At 62.1% G+C, this 19285-nt stretch carries 15 protein-coding genes; 6 read left to right on the forward strand and 9 right to left on the reverse strand.

From position 1 onward, the window contains the following. Positions 1-53 precede the first annotated feature (53 nt). Positions 54-791 carry a DUF1847 domain-containing protein gene (locus tag ACYQ8E_RS09390; protein ID WP_459860755.1) on the forward strand — a complete coding sequence of 246 codons (738 nt, stop codon included), beginning with the start codon at positions 54-56 and terminating at the stop codon, positions 789-791. A 259-nt stretch (positions 792-1050) separates the two neighbouring features. On the opposite strand, the gene ACYQ8E_RS09395 is transcribed toward ACYQ8E_RS09390, so the two are convergent. The 7 genes from ACYQ8E_RS09395 to ACYQ8E_RS09425 form a co-directional block, all read right to left on the reverse strand. Beyond that, positions 1051-1542: a DUF4411 family protein gene (locus tag ACYQ8E_RS09395; RefSeq protein ID WP_459860756.1), complete on the reverse strand. Its 492-nt coding sequence runs from the start codon at positions 1540-1542 to the stop codon at positions 1051-1053. A gap of 3 nt (positions 1543-1545) precedes the next feature. Continuing rightward, positions 1546-2694 carry an ImmA/IrrE family metallo-endopeptidase gene (locus ACYQ8E_RS09400; RefSeq protein WP_459860758.1) on the reverse strand — a complete coding sequence of 383 codons (1149 nt, stop codon included), beginning with the start codon at positions 2692-2694 and terminating at the stop codon, positions 1546-1548. A gap of 71 nt (positions 2695-2765) precedes the next feature. Beyond that, a complete protein-coding gene (locus ACYQ8E_RS09405) occupies positions 2766-4664 on the reverse strand; it encodes a site-specific DNA-methyltransferase (RefSeq protein WP_459860760.1) in 1899 nt (632 codons plus the stop codon). Further along, complete coding sequence (locus ACYQ8E_RS09410) at positions 4657-7359, reverse strand: restriction endonuclease (protein ID WP_459860762.1); 2703 nt, start codon at positions 7357-7359, stop codon at positions 4657-4659. Before ACYQ8E_RS09410 ends, ACYQ8E_RS09405 begins: the two co-directional genes overlap by 8 nt. 301 nt (positions 7360-7660) lie before the next feature. Further along, the gene (locus ACYQ8E_RS09415; protein WP_459860764.1) at positions 7661-7816 is read right to left on the reverse strand and encodes a hypothetical protein; all 156 of its coding nucleotides are present in this window, start codon (positions 7814-7816) and stop codon (positions 7661-7663) included. 548 nt (positions 7817-8364) lie between these two features. After that, entirely contained in the window at positions 8365-9264 is a 900-nt protein-coding gene (locus tag ACYQ8E_RS09420) for an ethylbenzene dehydrogenase-related protein (protein WP_459860766.1), read from the reverse strand. A gap of 72 nt (positions 9265-9336) precedes the next feature. Next, a complete protein-coding gene (locus ACYQ8E_RS09425) occupies positions 9337-9501 on the reverse strand; it encodes a hypothetical protein (protein WP_459860768.1) in 165 nt (54 codons plus the stop codon). Between the two features lie 828 nt (positions 9502-10329). Between ACYQ8E_RS09425 and ACYQ8E_RS09430 the strand changes: the two genes are divergently transcribed. The 5 genes from ACYQ8E_RS09430 to ACYQ8E_RS09450 all read left to right on the forward strand — a co-directional run bounded on the left by ACYQ8E_RS09430 (position 10330) and on the right by ACYQ8E_RS09450 (position 17271). Then, on the forward strand, positions 10330-10734 hold the full coding sequence (locus ACYQ8E_RS09430) for a hypothetical protein (RefSeq protein WP_459860770.1): 405 nt from the start codon (positions 10330-10332) through the stop codon (positions 10732-10734). A gap of 183 nt (positions 10735-10917) precedes the next feature. Beyond that, positions 10918-11355: a hypothetical protein gene (locus ACYQ8E_RS09435; RefSeq protein WP_459860772.1), complete on the forward strand. Its 438-nt coding sequence runs from the start codon at positions 10918-10920 to the stop codon at positions 11353-11355. Between the two features lie 98 nt (positions 11356-11453). Then, complete coding sequence (locus tag ACYQ8E_RS09440) at positions 11454-12761, forward strand: TolC family protein (RefSeq protein ID WP_459860774.1); 1308 nt, start codon at positions 11454-11456, stop codon at positions 12759-12761. Positions 12762-12771: 10 nt separating this feature from the next. Continuing rightward, entirely contained in the window at positions 12772-14151 is a 1380-nt protein-coding gene (locus ACYQ8E_RS09445) for an efflux RND transporter periplasmic adaptor subunit (RefSeq protein WP_459860776.1), read from the forward strand. Between the two features lie 9 nt (positions 14152-14160). Next, entirely contained in the window at positions 14161-17271 is a 3111-nt protein-coding gene (locus ACYQ8E_RS09450) for an efflux RND transporter permease subunit (RefSeq protein ID WP_066728601.1), read from the forward strand. A 96-nt stretch (positions 17272-17367) separates the two neighbouring features. Here ACYQ8E_RS09450 and ACYQ8E_RS09455 read toward each other — a convergent pair whose 3' ends face one another. Further along, positions 17368-18135 (reverse strand): hypothetical protein, encoded by a 768-nt coding sequence (locus ACYQ8E_RS09455; RefSeq protein ID WP_066728602.1) that lies wholly within the window; start codon positions 18133-18135, stop codon positions 17368-17370. A gap of 152 nt (positions 18136-18287) precedes the next feature. Beyond that, positions 18288-19262, reverse strand: coding sequence for a quinone oxidoreductase family protein (locus tag ACYQ8E_RS09460; protein ID WP_459860779.1), 975 nt, complete (start codon positions 19260-19262; stop codon positions 18288-18290). Positions 19263-19285: the final 23 nt, after the last annotated feature.

Raw genomic sequence — 19285 nt, forward strand, 5'->3', positions numbered from 1 at the left:
CCCCGCAGAATAGGCCAACCATTCCAGAATTCGCATATAACGGAGGCCGTCCCATGAAAGAGTCCGGAGAAGAGAGTCCCTTGAGCTGCACCAGCTGCAGTGCCGTCTTCCAGAAACAGGGGACGACCAACTGCTGGAGCGATCCCAAGAGCCGCGGCGCCGCCCCGGTCTACTGCCCCTCGGAGCGGGAGGAACAGATCATCAATGACGCCTTCGCCCGCTACACCGGCAGCGACGCCGACGCCAGGCTGGCGCGGGTAGCGGCCATCGTCGAAGGGCTTTGCTACCAGCCGGTCCCCGGCTCCGACGCCGTCAACGCCCGCTGGACCCGGGTCGAGGACACCATCGCCCTGGCCAAGCTGATGGGCTGGAAGAAGATCGGCATCGGCACCTGCATCGGCCTTTTGGAGGAGTCCAACCGCCTTGCCGAGATCCTCAAGGCCCAGGGCTTCGAACCCCTCTCGGTCTGCTGCAAGGCCGGCAGCATCGACAAGCTCGAACTCGGCATCGGCGAGGAGCACAAGGTCCGCCCAGGCACCTTCGAACCGGCCTGCAACCCGATCGCCCAGGCCCAGCTCCTCAACCAGGCCGGCACCGACATGAACGTCATCATCGGCCTCTGCGTCGGCCACGACATGCTCTTCGCCAAGCACTCCGACGCTCCCGTCACCACCCTCGTCGTCAAGGACCGCGTCACCGGCCACAACCCGGCGGCGGTCCTCTACGGTCAGAACTTCTACTACAAGCGGCTGCAGAAGCAGCAGGTGCAGGTGCCGAAGCTGGACGACTGAACTCCCGGCAGGCTCCGGCCCCGCTGCTAACGAGCCAAAATGATTGACAACCGGCAGCGATGCCGGTATCAAAGAGGCACCTGTTTTTCATTGGCAGTTCGGGAGGGGCGCCGTGAGAAAGAACTTCTGGTAACCAGACAGCCCGTTCGGCCGCAAAGGCCGGGCGGGTTTTTTGTTGCTCCTGTGGGGGGGAGGATGGGAAACAGAGCAGCAAGAGCCTTTCAACTGGGGTTAGGAGTGTCAGGCCAGCGCAAAAAGTTCAGCCCCGAGGCCCCAGGATAAACCTAGCTTTCTCACGACGCAGCATCTCATAAGGCGTGATACATTTAATGTCCATTCCGATGCAAACATTGGGGATTTTTACTCGCTTGATGGAATCGGACGGGATTTCATGGCTGACAACGACTGCGCTCATAGCTTTGGCCTGGCTGATCAGGTAATAGTCGGCAACCTGGAGGAAGGTATTGACGGCGGCAGGCTGGTAATTTTGGCTTGAAACCCAGGCGCTAACGGCAGGAAAGCAGGCGACAACCTGGTCATCCGGGCGCAGAAAAAAACCGGAGCCCCGTTCTTTGCTCCACTGTGAGAGATCATCATCCCCGGCGAGGATTTCATCTTCGACCTTTTCGATACTGAAAACGCTGCCAACAGCATTCTGCGCTATCAGCCATTCCCAGAACGCTGGACAAAAGTCAAAGCCGTAATGCAGGTTTTTCGCCTGCATGAAAACATTCGCGTCGAGCAGATACACTGTTTATCCCCCTCCGAATTCACTCACCGCACGATAAAAGGTCTCCGACTTTTTGATTCCGAGCAGACGGAAGGCGTCACGGAACAAGGTCTGCCCTTCCAGGGTGCTGCCGATCACGGCCTTTACCAGGCGCTTGCTTGTCCGAGCGCCCAAAGTCCGATAAAAGTCACCACCGCCCGAACCGCGCGTATCCAGTTGCCGCAACCGGTCAAGTTCCTCCCGGTAGGTTTGCCACAGAGTTTCCCGATCAATTGCTCCGAGATCGTAAATGCGCCTCAAGACAACCAGGGTGCTGACCTTGAAGTGTCGCGCCAGCCTTTGCATGGCATCCGTCAGCAACTCATCCGGACGATAGCGGGCGCGTATGTCATCGAGGGGGACCAGTATTTCCGACGCAACTGCATTGCACCAGCGTTCGACATGAATCTCGGGCCACTGCGCCACCTGACTGTCGGAAACGCCGCTTTCCCCAATCCACAGATGCGCCAGCTCATGGACCAGGGTGAACATCTGCGCCGATTTACTGTCTGCGCCATTGACGAAAATAACCGGTGCCAGTGTATCAACCAGCGCGAAGCCACGGAACTCCTCCGGCGAGAGCTTGCGATGACTGTTGCTGCCGACAATGCCACTGATCATCACCAGAACGCCCGCATCTTCCAGTAAAGAAATCAGCTGCCGCAGCGCCTCGGTCCAGGTCGGAACACCCTGCCGCTGGAGAAGGTCGAGACCTATCAGGTTACGCAGCGTCGCGGCCGTGGTGACAATATCGGCATCGATCGTTCCCTGTCCAATCCAGGTGATGGGTTCCTCGCCATAGAGGCGGGCATAATCGCGATACCAGTCCTGCCGCTGCTGACAGAGGTAAATGGTGTCGAGCAGGTCAGGGCTGGGAACGGGGCGCGCGTCGCCTCCCATGGTGCGGAAGTCGGGAATCGGGAGCGAAATTTCAGGTGGTTTAGGTAGAAAGAAGAAACCGATAGGCGTATGGGTGGCGCGGGCAAAAGCTTCGAGTTGCTTCAGGGTCGGCGCAAGGCGGCCTTCAAACCAGTCCTTAAGTTTTGGGAATTTGGGCAATAAGTCACCCACATCCAGCCCGGCTCTTTGACCGGCCCAGTGCAAAATTTCAGGATTGACAAATACTCGATTCATCTCAGCATGTCCTCATTACACCTCGATAACACTATATCAACAATGTGACTGATTAAGTCAGAACTCTCACTTCAAAACGCCACCAGCTTCTCACCCAACTGATGCTTGAGATTCCACTTCTTGGTGGTATCAACCGCGCGTTCCAGGCAGATGAAGATTTCGTCGCGGCCGCCCAGAGCGGCGACGGTGGCGTCGTTCAGTTCGGGATCGAGGCAGACCAGCGCGGTCTTGTGGCCGTCGCTGACGCGGTAAACCGCGTTGTTGGCAAACTCAGCCAGCAGCTCTCGGTTGAAGTTGAGCTGGAAGCCGTTTTTCAGCATCACTTCGTCGAAGATGTCAGCTTCGTTGAACAGGGAGTAAAGGGTCGCCTCCTTGTCGACGATGTATTGCCTGAGCAGGGCGATGTTCTCCTCGGCGGTCTGTTCCGGGTCGGGCTGGAACTCGACGCGGGGGAAGTGGCTCTTGACCAGGCGGTAGGTTTTAAAGCCGGGTTGATAGGCTTCTTGCCCCTGCTCGAACAAGCCCTGTTGCTGCTTTTCGGCCTGCTCTTGTTCGATGCGGCCGATGACCCGTTTGTTGCGCTCGATAGTGATATCGGAGATTTTTTTGTAACCGGCTTTGAACGCCTCGGATTTTTCGTCGGTCAGTTCGGGGATCTGGACGAGGATGAACTTGCGGTTTCCACCATCTTCTTTGTTCAGCTCCATGACAGCTTGGCCGGTGGTGCCGGAGCCGGCGAAAAAATCGAGAGCTACATCGTTTCCAGCGAGTATTTGTCCCACGAGTAACTTTATAAGTCGAGTAGGCTTTGGAAAATCGAAGTGTTTAGCCTCAAATATTTCAGTTAATTCGCGTGTGCCATTCGTTGTGAATCCGACCAAAGCGGCTTTAAGCATTGTCGAAAAACCAGTTTGCGTTGTTTTTAGGTCTTTGAGGAATTTCTTCTGCCTTGGTCGACCTGTTGGGCTCCGAGGAAATAGAATTTCCCCGGTGGCAATTAGTTTTTGAACATTTTCCTTAGACTTCGACCATCCTCTCGAAGGATTCGGTGGATATGCCAAACCTGTGGCGGGGTCAATAATATCAAAATGCAAATTCGGTCTTTGATCCTTTGTTGCAAGCCCAGACAGATCAATACTCGCCCACGGCCCTCTTGGGTCGTTATCAGGATTCGTATATTTGGTGATATCTATTTCAACGCCAGAGAGTGCTGAACTTTGAGATTTCCCATAAGCAATTACGTACTCGTGATCAGCCGATATGTTGTTTTGATTTCTGTTGTCGGCATTTTGTCTACGGTGCCAAATAAGTTGCCCCAAAAAATTCTCCCCACCAAACACCTCATCACACAACTTCCGCAGATGATGCACCTCATGGTCATCAATCGAGATAAAAATCACCCCGTCCTCGCGCAACAACTGCCGCGCAGCCAGCAGCCGGGGGTACATCATGTTCAGCCAGTTGGAATGATAGCGTCCGGCGCTTTCGCTGTTGGTATCGACCTTGACACCGTCTTCGGTGACCCCGGTCTGCTCCCAGTAGGCCCTGCGCTGCTCGCTGTAATTGTCGCTGTAGACGAAATCGTTGCCGGTGTTGTAGGGCGGGTCGATATAGATGCACTTGATCTTTTCGCGGTAGGCCGACAGCAGGCATTTGAGCACTTCGAGGTTTTCCCCCTCGATGATCATGTTGCCGTCGGCCACATCCGGGTTAACCGAGCGGGCGGCATCGTATTGCAAGGCGGCGGTGGTCGGGGTAAAGGCGCGGCGCTTGGCGTCGGCCTTGCCAAACCAGCGAAATTCGAACTTCTCGCTGCCTGCGATCCACTCCGAATCAACCAGATGCTTCAGTTCGTCGGGGTCGAGTCGCCCGTCGGCGGTGAACAGATCGGGCATCAGCCGCTTGAGCTGTTCGAGGCGCTCGCGGTTGAGATCGGGGGTATTGGGCATCAGGTCGTTGATGTCAGGCATTGGTTGTTTCCTCTGCTTGCTGCTTGAAAATCCGGTACTCCTTGATCGGTGCATGGTAGTTGACCCGCGCTTCAACGCCGAGGGCGGCAAAATGCTGAATGGCGCACTTGATCTTGTAGATCTCGCTGTCGGTCAGCGCCTTGGTATCGCCGAGATCGTTGGTCCCCTTGGTTTCGATGACAAAATAATAGTCGTCCCTCCCGCCACGTATTCCGCCTTTCTTCAGCACCACGCCGAAGTCGGGGTTGTACGGCCCGATGGGCGTGGCAATGCTGTAGAAGGCCGGCAGCTTGAGAAAGCAGACTACTTCCGGGTCGCCGTCGGCGGTGGCGGCAAAGGCTTTTTCGATGTCGCTGTCAAAGACGATGCCGTCATAAAGCCCGCGCTGGGGCGTCGGCTGGATGCGGTCGCTGTGGCGCACCAGTTGCGCTTCGAACTCGGCAATGGGGAAGCTTTCGCCGTTGGGCATGTAGGTGAGCTGGCGCAGCATCTCGTCAAGCTCGATGCGACGGATGGCGATGGTCGCCTCCTGCAGGAAAAGCGGAGGGTTGCGCACCAGGGCGTCGAAGTTGGTCAGACGGGAGACAATCTTGAATACCGTCGGGTAGGCGAGGGCGGTATTTTCGCTCAGCTCCTCCACCAGATCGAGGGGTGCAAAGCGCGCCTTGAGTCGGGTGGTTTCACTACCGATACGTTCACGTTGCACGCCGTCCTGCTCCATCCCGGTGATCCGGTCGAGGGTGATTTCGGCTTCGTATTCGCGGGTGGTGATGGCGTTGAGTGCTTCAGCCGACCGTGTCACCAGTGCCTCTTCATCAAAAGCCACGGTGTAATCAGTGCGCTTGCTCAGCCGCCGCCAGAATTCGCGGAAGGCCGGGCTGTTGAAATGCTCTTCGTTACGCTTGAGGGTCTTGCGCGAACGATTCTCCCCCTTATGCCTGTGACGGGTTTCGGCCCCGGCCGCTGCAGTGCCGTAGATATCGACGATCTCCTGCTGGTACTGGGTGACGAAGGTTTCGTAGCTTTCGTTGGGGATGACGGTCAGCAGGTTAACCTCATCCTCTTCGTCAACCTCGGCCGGATCGTAGACCCGCTCGCCGTGCTGGTTGACGCAGATGCGCAGCCCCCGGCCGATCTCCTGGCGTTTTTTGATCTCGCTGTAGGAATTGTTGAGAGTGGCGATGTTGAAGATGTTGGGGTTATCCCAACCGACACCGAGGGCCGAGTGGGAAAAGATGAATTCCACCGGGTTGTCGAGGGCCAGCAGCTTTTCCTTGTCGCGCAGGATCAGATCGAACAACTCCTTGTTGCCGATCATGGAACGCTCGTTGTCGGTGTACTCCCCCTTGCCGGTCTGGGCGAAATAGTACCCCTGCGCGGCGGTGATCTCTTCGTCGCTTGGCAGACGGCCACAATGCTCCTGATGCAGCTGACGGTACTTTTCGACAAACAAGCTGCGGATCAGGCCGTCCTCGCGCACGTAGTTGTCGACCCGGTCGATGAAGATCAGCGACAGGCACTTGATTCCTCTTGTCCGCAGCCTTTCCCGCTTGCGGAAATGGGTGTCGATCAGCCAGTGCAGCTGTTCGCCGAAGATCCCGGCGAAATCCCGCGAGCGTTCCTTTTCAGCCAGCTCGGTTCCGTTGGAGAAGTGAACTTTGAAGCTGCGGTCGCGCAGCCCCTTGCCGATACGGGAGATGCGGAAGCCCCGGTAGCTGACGTTGCCGGTCTTCTCCTCCAGATCGTCGCCGACCTTGAGCCAGGGGGTGGCCTTGTATTCGTAGGCGTTCTTGCTTGAAGAGTAGCGCCAGGCGAGCAGCTTGACCTGCGGATCGCGGCCGTCCTTGAAAGTGCGCACCTCATCGACTTCGATCTTGAGGGTCGCCTCGTCGTTCTTTTCCGCCACCGAGAGCACCTCGATCTTTTTCACCAGCCCTTGCCGATAGCTGTCGAAAGGAGTCAGCCGGTAGATGAGATTGCGCAGCACCTTGTGGGTTGCCGAGTAGCGCAGCTTGCACAGCGGATTGAGTCGGGCGATACGGGCGACGGCGTTGGGGGTATCCATCCCTTCCTGCGGTTCGTCCATGACGATAATCGGGCGGGTCCGCCCGAGGGCTTCGATAAACGGCAGGTTGGCGAACAGGTCCTCGCGCTGGGTCTGGTTGAGAATGCGGTCCTCGCTGTTGAAGGACTGCAGCGTCATCACCATGATCTGCGGATGTTGCGATTCGATGAAGGTGGATACCTTGTGCAGCCGGGCGCTGTCGTACTCGAAGCAGTCGGGGCGAAAGCCATAGAGCGCTTCGAGCTGGTCGGCGAAGGTGGCGAAGGAGGTCAGCACGCCTTCGCGGATGGCGACCGAGGGTACAAGGATGATGAACTTGGCGAAGCCGAATTCCTTGTACAGCTCGAAAATGGTCTTCAGGTAAACCAGGGTCTTGCCGGTGCCAGTCTCCATCTCGATGCAGAATTCAGGTTCAGCATGGGCTTTGAGATTTTCGCCGGAAATACCGTTGGATTCTGCAACGATACCGGTATTGTCGACCAAGTGCTCGGGAGATAGGCGAAGGTAGTTGAAGCGAATCCCCTCGTCGGTGGCATTGTCGAAGGTGTTACGCTCCTGTCCCTCGAACAAACGGACGACCGAAGCAATGGCCTGCTGCTGATAAAAGAGTTCTTCGAGCCTAAGTTGCATGGAAATGATCCCTATGAACTATAAATGGCAAATTCTGCCAAGCTCCCTTAATGAACCCGAAGGGCGCACATGCGTTGAAATTTGAACCCTGGTTAATGCCCGACAGACTAGCAAATTTTTGAAAAACCCAGAAGGAAAAAGGCTGGTTAACTACGCCAAAACGACCTCGAGAAGACTGACCTCGACAAGTTGTGGATGACTGGGGTCAGACTACTTAAACCATCGAAACTAAGATGGAATACATCAAAATCCGGCCCAAAAAGCTTCTTACGTTATTTTCTGCCGGGACACGTCCGGCACATTACTCATCGGCGGTCGGTGCCACAAAAAGGAATTTTTCCTTCTTTTCCTTCTTTTCCCCGGGACAATCGTGCCAGCGAAGACCCCAGGGACGTCCTTGAATAATTGAAAATTCCCGACAGGCTACTGCCATGCCCGGTGCCGCGAGAATAGACATGCCCGGTCTGCTGCAACACGTGATCGCCCGCGGGGTCGAACAACGCCCTGTCTTTCTGGATGATCGGGACCGGGAACGGTTTGTTTCTCTTCTGTCGAAACTGCTTACCGAGACCGAATCCAATTATTCAAGGGCATTGGTGCCAGGCCTGCAAACATGGAAACAGGACCGCCGGTCCCGACCGGCAGCCGGGTGGCTTTCTTTGCCGGCCCAAAGAAAGTCACCAAAGAAAACGCCACTCGGCGTGGGGCCATGCGGTGGCGCAGCGGAGTGCTGGTCAGGTAGGGCGGTGGGCCTCCATCTGTATTCCGACCCGCACCCAATGGCGCCGGGACCCATCCGTCTGGGGTCCCGGGTGCGTGGCGAGGTGGAGTTCACATGGCGGTACGGAGTTTCTGCTCGTCCCCTACGTACAGAGGCTGGCGGGGCGTTACTTGCCAGCCTGCCATTTAACGATGCGGGTCCCCGAGGGCAGACCTCCAAGTGGCCAAGCTTCCGAACCCCGCTTCGGTTTTTCCGCTGATCGCGCAAACCGCTACCACGGAAAGCTATTTTTCAAACACCAGCTCCAGCGGATCGGAGATCCGTCCCATGCCGTAGCGGTTCGGTTGATCCATCACCAGCGGCTGGCCGTAAAGGCTGTAGATCGAAACCCCAAAGAGATAGGTCTTGTCGCTTTTCGGATCAAACTGCACATCATCCTGGTGCCCAGTGTTGAATATGCGGGAAAACTCGATGGTCCAGTAGCCGGCGCTCCAGACACCCCTGGCCTTGACATCACTACGGCTACCTTCGGGTGCCACCACCTCGAAACGGTTAACCAGCGGGGTGGTGAATTCGGCCGGGGCCTTCTTGACCTCTTTGTAGGCCGGCTTGCCGGAATCGCTCTTGCGGAAGAGGTAACGCTTCTTGCCACTGGCGCTGACGGTTTCCGTCGCATCCTCCCCTGGCTTGTCGGAAAGAATATGATATTTGTCATCCGCAAATCCGGCCGGATTGGTCCGGTTGGCTTTCCAGTACCAGACATCGGCGGTGTAGAGGTCCTCGGAGAAGTTGGAAAGGTTGACCGGTTTGTCCATCATGTTCCACTTGAACACGAAGGTGTCTTCGCGGTGCGGGCCGGAAAGATATTTGTTCAAATCCTTGTCCCAGAGCCATGGGCTATGAAATGCGTTCTCAGCGGCATCGACATACTGAACGCAGAAAAAGAGCTGGCCGTCGGCCTGTATCGCTTTCAAAAAAAGGGGCGTATTGGCTGTTCGATCCATGACAGTTGTCGGCTTGATCTCCTTCCAGGCCGGTTCACTGCAGTCGCCGTCAAGTACCGGCGCTGTGCTGCTCTTGTAGGCGGTAATGGTATTTTCCGCCTGGGCGGCTAAGGTGGTGAGCGGCGACAGGGAAAGGCTGATCAGGGCGGCAACCGAAAAGGCACACAAGCTCTTTTTCATTATCTCCTCCGGAGGCAGGGAAATTTCATTCGATGCGACGCTACTCATTTTCCCCATATTTTTGCTGAATGTCTACTCTTTTGGTCGGATTCCCCGCAGCGTGCCGGAGATTGCTGCCGGTGGGATCATGAACTTCTCCTTGCCCTGCCCCATCCGCCGACTCTTGCCGCCGGCCAGCAGCACCCCGATGACGTCCGAAAATGGCCCCGGCATATTTTCGCTCGGCGCAATCTGCATGGCAGGTATCCTAGCCCCCCCGCAAAGGGGCATCCTTGCCAGGCCTGCAAAAATGGACATAGGTGGTAATTCCACGATTGCAGGCCCGATGTCAGACATTGGTTGTTTTCTTATTTTAGTAGGAGCCCCCTTGAGGGGCGATCGATTCATCGCGGCTAAGGCCCTTCCTACAGGGCCGGGTATAATCGGCCGCTTTCAATCCTTACGACGGATCGAATTTTGAACTCTCCACCCATACAGCATCCCATAAGGGGTAATCCCAAATTCGCGCAGCAATCCCGGCACGTACCGGATTCATGACCGTGTAGCGAGCAACAACTCGAATATCTTCATCCCGGTGCAGGGCGTGATCGTGAAAACCTTTCTGCCAGATACGGTTATCGCGGCTGAAGCCGCTCCTACATTGAGGACTTCCTGTAGGAGCCCCTTGAGGGGCGATCGATTCATAGCGGCTAAAGCCGCTCCTACAGGGCATTTGTGCAAAGCAATCGTGCCAGGCCTGCAAATATGGAAATAGTTAGAATTACACGATTGCAGGCCCAATGGCAGACATCGGTTGTTTTCTTATTTCCTGATTAGGTCCAATTCTAAGCTTGGCGAAGCCAGGCCTCGGTTTGGCGCCGCCTTGGCCATTTCCATCAAAGTGGTCGAAAGATGAGGGACGCTTTGGTTGGAAACCGGCCCGTCCTTTCCTTGCCTGTCCTGTCAGAAACAACAATTTCACCGCATCTTCCCGGTTGCAAAGAGCCCCCGATACCTCATACTTGTCCGGATCGCCGACCCCGTCGGTCCGAAAGCGCCATCCCCCACCAAAATAAGGAAGAGACCATGAAAAGATGGATCTGGATTTCACTGCTCGCCCTGTGCCTGGTTGCCGCCGGCTGCTCCACTTCCCGCTACCTGCTTGACAAGCCCTACATCCTTCATGCCGAGCCCGCGGCCGGCGAGAGCGGCGCGGCGGTCCAGGAGCGGGCGATGAAAGCGCTGCTCGACGCCTTTGCCGAATACCGCTGGGAGGTTCGTGGCCTCGACCGGGAGAACCACACCGTCACCGCCCAGGCCTGCCGGGGCGGCGAACTCTGCGCCGAAGTCCTGGCGACGGTGCAGGGGGACGGCAGCGTCGAGCTCCTGCGCAGCCCCGGGACCGAGCTGAGCCAGGACGAGGAGCTGCTGCTGCGGCGCTGGCTGGCCAACATCAACAGGTCCTACCAGAAACGGATGCGCGTTCGTTAGCCATTGCCGACCGCAGGAAAAATCCGGGAGGAGGCCGGCCACCGGTATTATCCCTTTTTCTTCCGGGCTCGCCCCGGGACAGGTTCTGCGCGGGTGGATTTGCCGGAGCGGACGTCAGAGTCCGCCACTCCGAATGGCCGGGGCTTGCGTTCGAAACCGGATTCGGGTTATATTTCGCCCACTATGCTCAGATGCCGCCGTTTTCATCTTCCAATCCTCTGCCTGCTCCTCCTCTCCCTGGTCACCAGCGGAGCGCGCGTCTCCGGCCATGTCTGGTGCCTGAGCACCGACGGCCAGGCAACCCTCGAAGCAGCGCTGGCCAACGATTGCAGCATGAGCGGGGCCGCCGCGCGGTCGGGCGCGCCTCCTCACGTCGCCCTCGAAGCCGGGGACGAGGACTGTGACCACTACCTCGACATCTCCTCCTCCTTTGAATGGGGCTCGCCCCGGGTCCGCGACCTGACTGCTCACTTCGACCTTCCGGCCCTGCCGGCGATCGTGCCAGCGGCCTTTAGCGCCAGTCCGACCGGGGCCGCCCGCGTTGCGAGCCACACCCCGCACGTCCCGCCACGTCTCTCCGCTCAGATCCGCCAGCACCGCACCATCGTCCTGCTGATTTAAGCCACCCTCTGTATTGCCCCTCACCACCCCGGGTGCCCAACCGCCCTAAAGACCCTCTCACTGCGTCCTGTGGGCGCAGTACATCTGGAGATATCACCATGTCCACCCGACCCTTCCTGTTCGGGACCTTCGTGGTCCTGCTCGGGCTCGGCCCCTTTGTCCTGCCCCTGGGCGCCTCGGCTGAAGCCCAAAGCGGCGCCGCGCCGGTGCAGATCCTGACTTTGCAGGAGGCGCTGCAGCGCACCCTCGCCGCCAATCCCGACCTCGCCGCGGCCGGCGCCGAACAGCAGGCCGCGGCCGCCGAGCGCCGCCAGGCCGGGCGTCGCCCCAACCCCGAACTGGGGGTTTCGCTGGAAAATGCCCTCGGCAGCGGCGCCTACCAGGGGAGCGACGGCGCCGAGCTGACCCTCGAACTGAGCCTGCCGGTCGAACTCGGCGGCAAACGTCGGCTGCGCCGGGAAGCGGCCGACCTCGCCCTCGAGCTCGCCGCCACCGCGCAGGCCAGCGCCCGCATCGAGGCTTTGACGACAACCCGGCAGCGCTACCTCGCGGTGCTGGCAGCCCAGGAGCAGCTGCAGCTGGCGCAGGAAGAGGTGGCGGCAGCCAACCGCTCGCTGCAGGCGGCCGAAGAGCGGATCAGCACCGGCAAGGCCCCGCGCGTCGACCGCCTGCGCCTGCAGGGTGAAGCGAGCATCGCCGCCCTCGAACGCACGCGAGCCGAACGGGCCCTGGAGCTCGCGCGGCAGGCCCTGGCGGCGGCCTGGGGTGCCACCGCGGTCGACTTCGAGCGCCTCGCCGGGGAGCTCACGCCCCTCCCCGATCTTCCCGAACTGGCGACGGTGGAAGGACTGCTGGAGCAGACCCCGGCGGCAGCGCGCGCCCGGCTCGCCAGCGCCCGGAGCCGGAACCAGCTCGCCCAGACCCGGGCCGAGCGCATTCCCGACCCGAGCCTGACCCTCGGCTGGCGGCACTTCCAGGAGAGTGACGACCAGGCCCTGGTTTTCGGGGTGGCGCTCCCCCTTCCCCTCTTCAACTCCGGCCGGGATGCCGTGGCCGCCGCCGGCAGCCGGCTGCAGGGGGAGCTGGCCCGGGCGCAGAGTGCCCGCAACCAGGCGCGCCAGGAGCTGCGCAGCGCCTGGCAGGGCCTCGCCGATGCCCGGGCCGCGGCCGAGCTCTTTGCACAGCAGATCGTCCCCGCTGCCGCCGAGAGCTTCGCCGCCGCAGATTTCGGCTATCGCGCCGGCAAGTTCAACCTGATCGAACTGCTCGACGCCCAACGTACCCTGTTCGAGGCGCGCCGGCGGCAGCTTGAAGCGGTCTACACCTGCCAGCTCGCCGCCAGTGAGCTGCAGCGCCTGCTCGGCGCCGACCCGGCCGCGACCATCAACCCATCACCTGTCCAGTGAGGTTCACATCATGAAAAAGAGTCATCTCATTATCGCCGCACTCATCCTGCTCGCCGCCGGTCTCGGCTGGGGTGTCGGCGCCCATGCCCCGGACCTGCACGCCGCAGCCGAAGCGCACGGCGAAGAGGCCCATCAGGATCGATCCCCGGCAACAGCAGAAGCGCAGGACGAGCATGCCGGCCATGGCCATGCACCGGCAGCTGACGAGCATGCCGGGCACGACCATGGCGCCGCGCCCGACGCGGGCGAGTACTGCGTCGAGCACCAAATGCCGGAGGCGGTGGATGTCCTCTGCAACCCGCCGCTGCTGGCCAGCCTCCTTCCCGGCGAGGGGGTGCTGATGCGCCTCGCCACCCCGGAGGCGGCAGAGCGCGCCGGCATCCTGATTGCTGCGGCAGAGCCGGCGCAGCTGGCGGCCGGCCAGGCGGTCCCGGCGCGGGTACTCTACAACCGCTCGCGGCTCGCCGAGGTGATGGCCCTCTCCGGCGGTGTGGTGCGCCGCCTCGCCGTCGAGCCCGGGCAGCGCGTTACCCGCGGCGGGCTGCTGGCGGAGATCGACTCGCCGGCGGTGGCGACGGCCCGGGCCGACTACCGGGCCGCGCTCGGGCGGCTGGAGCTGGCCGCGGCCAACGTCCGCCGCGAGCAGGAACTTGTCGAGCGCGGCGTCAGCGCCCGCCGCGAACTGGAGCAGGCGCAGGCCGAGGAACAGGCGAGCCGGGCCGCGGCCGAACAGCTGCGCGAGCAGCTGCAGGCCTTCGACGCTGCGGCCGATGCCGATGCCGGCTCGCGCCTGGCGCTGCGTTCGCCGCTGACCGGCACCGTGGTCGCCCGTCACGTCGTCCTCGGCCAGACCCTGGCGCCGGAGACCCTGCTCTTCACCGTCGCCGACCTCTCCACCCTCTGGCTGGAGTTGCAGCTCAGTCCGGCCCAGCTGCAGCTCGCCCGCGTCGGCGCGGCGATCGAGGCCGAATTCGATGATCTCCCCGGCCGGCGCTTTGCCGCGAGAATCACCCAGGTGGCGAGCGGCCTCGACCCGCAGACCCGTCTGTTGCGGGTGGTCGCCGAGGTCGCCAATCCCGATGGCACCCTCAAGGATGGCCTCTTCGGCCAGGCCTTTTTGGCCGGCGCGGAAACGGTGGCTGGTGGCCCTGCGATGGTGGCAGTTCCGGCCGCCGCAGTGCAGTCGATCGACGGCAAGGCCTATGTTTTCGTCGCCCGGGAGAAGGACCTCTTCGAAGTGCGCCGGGTGGCGGCCGGGCCGCGGCGCGGCGACGACGTCCTGCTCGCCGCCGGCGTCCAGGCCGGCGAGCGGGTCGCGGCCAGCCAGGGGTTCGCCCTCAAGTCGGAATTGCTCAAATCGCGCCTCGGCGCATCCTGCGCGGACCACTAGGGAGCTGCCATGTTTGAACGTCTGATCGAATTCACCCTGAAGAACCGCCTGCTGGTGGTTCTCCTCTTCGTCATCACCGGTGCTGTCGGCGCCTGGACCCTGGCACGGCTGCCGGTCGACGCCTTCCCGGACACCACCCCGGTGCAGGTGCAGATCAACACCATCGCCCCGGCCCTCGGTCCGGAGGAGATCGAACGGCAGCTCACCATGCCGGTGGAACTGGCCGTCTCCGGCCTGCCGCACCTGACCAGCGTCCGCTCGATCTCCAAGTTCGGCCTCTCCCAGGTCGTCGTCACCTTCAGCGACGACATGCCGATCTACGACTCGCGCCAGCTGGTGATGGAACGCCTCGCCAACGTCGGCCTCCCCGACGGCATCGACCGCCCCGAGCTGGGACCGATCTCCACCGGACTGGGGGAGGTCTTTCACTACGTGCTGCGCTCCAGCGATCCGAAACGAACCCTCGCCGAGCTGCGCACCCTGCACGACTGGGTGGTCAAGCCGGAGCTGCGCAAGGTCGCCGGGGTCGCCGAGATCAACTCCTGGGGGGGCCTCGAACGCCAGTACCACGTCATCGTCGTTCCCGAGCGGCTGATCAAGTACGGGCTGGTGCTGGGCGATCTGCGCCAGGCGCTGGAGGAGAACAACGCCAACGTCGGCGGCGGCCAGGTGATCACCGCCGGCCAGGCGCTGCTGGTTCACGGCATCGGCCGGGTCAGCAGCCTCGACCAGCTCGGCAATATCGTCGTCGCCACCCATGACGGGATTCCGGTGCGGGTTCGCGACCTCGCCGAGGTGCGCATCGGCCACGAGCTGCGCCGCGGCGCCGTCTCCTACCAGGGGGAGGGCGAGGTGGTCATGGGCCTCGGCTTCATGCTGATGGGGGAGAACAGTCGCGAGGTGACGACGGCGCTGAAGGCCCGCCTCGACACGGTGCGCAAGGCGCTGCCGGCGGATGTGGTGCTGGAGACGGTCTACGACCGCACCGAGCTGATCGACCAGGTCATCGCCACCGTCGAGCACAACCTGATCGCCGGGGCGATCCTCGTCATCGTCATCCTCTTTCTGCTCCTCGGCAACGTCCGCGCCGGGCTGCTGGTGGCGACGGCCATCCCGATTTCGATGCTCTTCGCCGGCCTCGGGATGTGGCAGCTCGGCATCGCCGCCAGCCTCCTCTCCCTCGGCGCCATGGACTTCGGCATCCTGGTCGATGGCTCGGTGGTCATGACCGAGGCCAATCTGCGCCGCCTTACCGAACGGCAATTGCAGCTCGGCCGCGAGCTGACTGCCGCCGAGCGCATGAGCTGCATCCTCGCCTCCAGTCGCGAGGTGGCGCGACCGATCGCCTTCGGTATGGGGATCATCGTGCTGGTCTTTCTGCCGGTGCTGACCCTGCAGGGGATCGAGGGGAAGATGTTCCGGCCGATGGCCTGGACCTTTATCTTTGCCCTGCTCGGCGCGCTGCTGGTGGCGATCTTCCTCGCCCCGATCCTCTCCTACCAGTTCCTGCCGCAGCGGCTCAGCGAAAAGGAGGGGCGGGCCGAAAACTGGCTCGGGCGCCTCTACCTGCCGGCCCTGCGCTGGGTCCTGCGTCGTCGCCTGCTGACCCTCGGCGTCGCCCTCGCCCTGGTGCTGGCGACCGGGGCCCTCGCCCCGCGCCTCGGCGGCGAGTTCCTGCCGCGCATGGGGGAAGGGGCTTTGGTGGCGAGCATCGTCCGGCTCGCCGGCGTCTCGGTCGAGGAATCGGTCGCCTACAACACCCGGCTCGAGGCGATGATTCGCGAAAAGTTCCCGGACGAGGTACACCACGTCTGGAGCCGGCTCGGCAGCGCCGAGGTCGCCACCGACCCGATGGGGACCGAGCTGACCGACATCTTCATGACCCTCTACCCGCGCGAACAGTGGACCCGCGCCTCCACCCAGGGGGAACTGGCCGCCGCCGTGCAGCAGGAGATGGCAGGGCTGCCGGGAATCCGGGTGGTTTTGACGCAACCGATCGAACTGCGGGTCAACGAGATGCTGTCGGGGATTCGCGGCGATGTCGGCATCAAGATTTACGGCGAAGATTTCACCGAGCTGGTCCGGCTCGGTGAACAGGTCGAACAGCTGCTGCATGGGGTTCCGGGGGTCGGCGAGGTGTCGGCGGAACAGATCACCGGGCAACCGACCCTGCAGGTCAAGGTCGACCAGGAGCGGCTCGCCCGCAACGGGGTCACCGTCCGCGAGGTGCTGAGCATGGTCGAGGCGGTCGGCACCCCCCGGGTCGGCACGATCTACGAGGGGGAGCGCTCCTTCCCGCTGGTGCTGCGGCTTCCCGAGGCCCAGCGGCGGGATCCCGCCGCACTCGCCGCGACCCTGGTGCCGACCCGCGGCGGCGCGATCCTGCCGCTGCAGGCGCTGGCCGAGGTCAGCGAAGAAGAGCGCCCCTCGACCATCAACCGCGAATGGGGACGGCGCCTGCTCAAGGTCTCGATCAGCGTTACCGGCCGCGACGTCGCCTCCTTTGTCGACGAGGCGCGCACGCTGGTCGAGCGCGACCTCAAGCTGCCGCCCGGCTATTTTGTCGAGTGGGGGGGGCAGTTCGAGAACCTGGAGCGGTCGCAACAGCGCCTCGCCCTGGTGGTGCCGCTGACGCTGCTGCTAATCTTCGTGCTTCTCTGGTTCAGTCTCAAGCGGCTGCGGGACGTGCTGATCATCTACACCGGCATTCCGCTGGCGGCGGTCGGCGGCGTCTGCGCCCTCTGGCTGCGCGGCATCCCCTTCAGCGTCAGCGCCGCCGTTGGCTTCATCGCCCTCGCCGGCATCGCCGTCCTCAACGGCCAGGTCATGATCGCCGCCATCCGCACCTTCCTGGAGAACGGTTCCTCCCTGGTCGAGGCCGTCAGCGCCGGCGCCCGGCAACGGTTGCTGCCGGTGGTGGCAACCGCCGTCGTCGACGCCGCCGGTTTTTTGCCGATGGCGCTCTCGAGCGGGGTCGGCGCCGAGGTGCAGCGTCCACTCGCCACGGTGGTCATCGGCGGGGTGCTGACCTCGACACTCCTGACGCTGCTGGTCCTGCCGACCTTGTATGTGGTGGCGGCAGGGCGAAGCGCCCGGAAGGGGGGGACGGGGGCGCCATAACAGGCCGCCCCAGAAGCAACCTTAAACGGCAAGCGGGCGCCACTCTTCGGAAAGGCGCCCGCTTGCCGTTCTTTTTTCTGCCGACCGGGGGACGAGCTACTTTCCCCCGATCTGCGCCATTGCCTTGGCGATGTCGACCTGCTTGGCCCAGGCTTCGACGACTGCTGCCGGGCCATTGAACTCGATCACCAGGTTGCGAACGGTGGTCTTCCCCTCCACCCCCGGATCGGGATCGTCGTAAAGGCGAATCTCCGAGAGGGTCTCGGTCTGCTTGAGATGGACCGGATCGCAGAAGATGCGTACCCTCAGCTTCTCCTCGTCGCGCCCGGAGCGCTCCTTGAGGGCGATCACTCCCGGGCGTTCGAAGACCACCCCGTCGGGGTCGATGGTGGCGCCGGTCGCCTGGTTGAACTCGATATTGACAGCAACCGGCTCACGGCGGGCGTCCTCGGCGGCGAGCTGGGCCTGGCCGGCCTTCTGCATCATTTCCTGGGTCAGGGTCGCCAGCGCCTGGTAATCGCCGGACGCCTGCGCTTCGAGGATCTTGCGGCGGTATTCCTCCTCTATTTCCTTCTCCGAACGTTTCGACTGCTTTTCGGCGCCGCCGTCGAAGCGCAGGTCGGCCCCGGCGCTGACGGCATGGAAGGCCCCCGACGTCATGGTCGAGATACTGGTCGGCAAGCTGAAGTTCTCCTCGGCCCTGACATAGCCCTGGGGAGCGCCGATGGCCTCGATGACCGCGACCAGCTTGCGCTTGACGGTTGTGACCTCCGCCCGGTTGAGGGGCTGATCAGCGGCAATGGCCCCGTCGAGGGGGAGTAGCAGCAGGAGCAGCGGCATAAAAAAGCGTATCAGGGCAACCATAAGGCAATCCTCCTCTGAAACACCACATCCGGCCGGGACGGTCGAACCGCCGCGCCACCGCGGCGGCAGAAGGCCGTCAACGCCAGGGATACCAGCCGGGATCAGGACTTCATACTACTCGAGGTCAACACAAAATCAAGGGAACCCCGGGATCAGGGGAGCAGCACCGTCGAACCAGTGGTCTTGCGTTCTTCGAGATCGCGCTGGGCCCGGGCGGCTTCGCGCAACGGGTAGGTCTGGTTGACCTCGATCCTGACGGCTCCATTTTCCACCACGTTAAAAAGCTCGGCGGCGCTGGCGAGGAGGTCCTCCCGTTTGGCGGTGTAGGCCATCAGCGACGGCCGCGTCAGAAAGAGCGAGCCCTTGGCGGCGAGGAGACCCGGGTTGAACGATTCGACCGGTCCGGAAGCCTGGCCGAAGCTGACCAGCATGCCGAGGGGGCGCAGACAGTCGAGGGATTTGAGGAAGGTGTCGCGGCCGATCGAATCGTAAACCACTGCCACCCCTTCGCCGCCGGTGAGCTCGCGAGTGCGGGCGACAAAATCTTCCTCCCGATAAAGTATCGGATAATGACAGCCGTGGTCCCGGGCAAGCTCGGCCTTTTCGGGACTGCCGACGGTACCGATCACCGTGGCGCCGAGATAGCGGGCCCACTGACAGACGATCAGCCCGACGCCGCCGGCGGCGGCGTGGACCAGGATCGGGTCGCCGGGGCCGACGCGAAAGGTGCGTCGCAGCAGGTACTGGGCGGTCATCCCCTGCAGCATCATCGCCGCGGCGCGCTGGTCGTCGAGCCAGTCGGGGAGCTTGACCAGGCGGTGGGCCGGGATCAGGCGTTCTTCGGCATAGGCCCCCGGGGGGCCGCCGGCGTAGGCGACACGGTCGCCGGGAGCGAGGTCGCCGACCCCGTCTCCGACCGCCAGCACCACGCCGGCCCCTTCCAGTCCCGGGGTGACAGGGAGCGTCAGCGGATAGAGGCCGGTCCGGTGGTAGATATCGATGAAGTTCAAGCCGACGGCGGTGTGGCGCAGATGGACTTCGCCCGCGCCGGGATGCGGCGTGGCCACCTCTTCCCAGCGCAGGACCTGGGGGCCACCCGTTTCATGCATGCGGATTGCATGGGACATATAAATCTCCTTTGGAAGTACCG

Source organism: Desulfuromonas carbonis, from assembly GCF_054658035.1.